Here is a 620-nt window from a genome sequence, read left to right as displayed (position 1 = left end):
CATCACCGGCCACAGGTCCACCCGGCCGGTCATCCGCTTCGCGGCCCGGAACTCGGTCAGGGCCTCCGCGTACCGCTGCGTCACGTACGAGGCGAAGCCCGCCGCCTCACGGACCGAGGCGACCCGGGAGGCCAGCCGCAGCGCGACGCGAGAGTACTGGTACGCCTCCTCGGGGTCGCTGTCGAGCGTCCGGGCCACCATCACCAGGTTGCGCGCGACATCGTCCGCGAGGGTCTTCGGCAGGCTCTTCAGGTCCTGACGGACATCCGCGTCGAGCTCGAAGCCGGTGACATCCTCCGGGATCGGCAGCCGCTTGACCGGCTCGAAGTTACCCCGACGGTCGTCGTAGTCCGACCGCTCGTCACGACGCGGCCGGTCGTCCCGGTTGCCGTACGAGGGACGGCCACCACGGTCGTCACGGTTGCCGTACGACGGACGGTCACCCGACGGACGGTCGTCACGACGCGGCCGGTCATCACGGTTGCCGTACGAGGGTCGGTCACCCGAGGGGCGACGGTCACCGTAGGACGGGCGGCCGCCACGGTCATCGCGGTTGCCGTACGACGGACGGTCACCCGACGGCCGGCCACCACGGTCGTTGGAGGAACCCCCACGCCACC

1 pseudogene is annotated in these 620 nt (G+C 71.1%); it reads right to left on the bottom strand.

The features are described from left to right. Positions 1 to 309 (bottom strand): annotated as a pseudogene (locus tag ABD323_RS43660) (tetratricopeptide repeat protein); the annotation flags it as partial. Positions 310 to 620: the final 311 nt, after the last annotated feature.

This window comes from Kitasatospora nipponensis (assembly GCF_039528135.1).
In the GTDB taxonomy this organism is placed as follows: Bacteria; Actinomycetota; Actinomycetes; order Streptomycetales; family Streptomycetaceae; genus Kitasatospora; species Kitasatospora nipponensis.
Note: the sequence above shows the minus strand (reverse complement) of the source record. Positions and strands in the feature narration are given on the sequence as shown.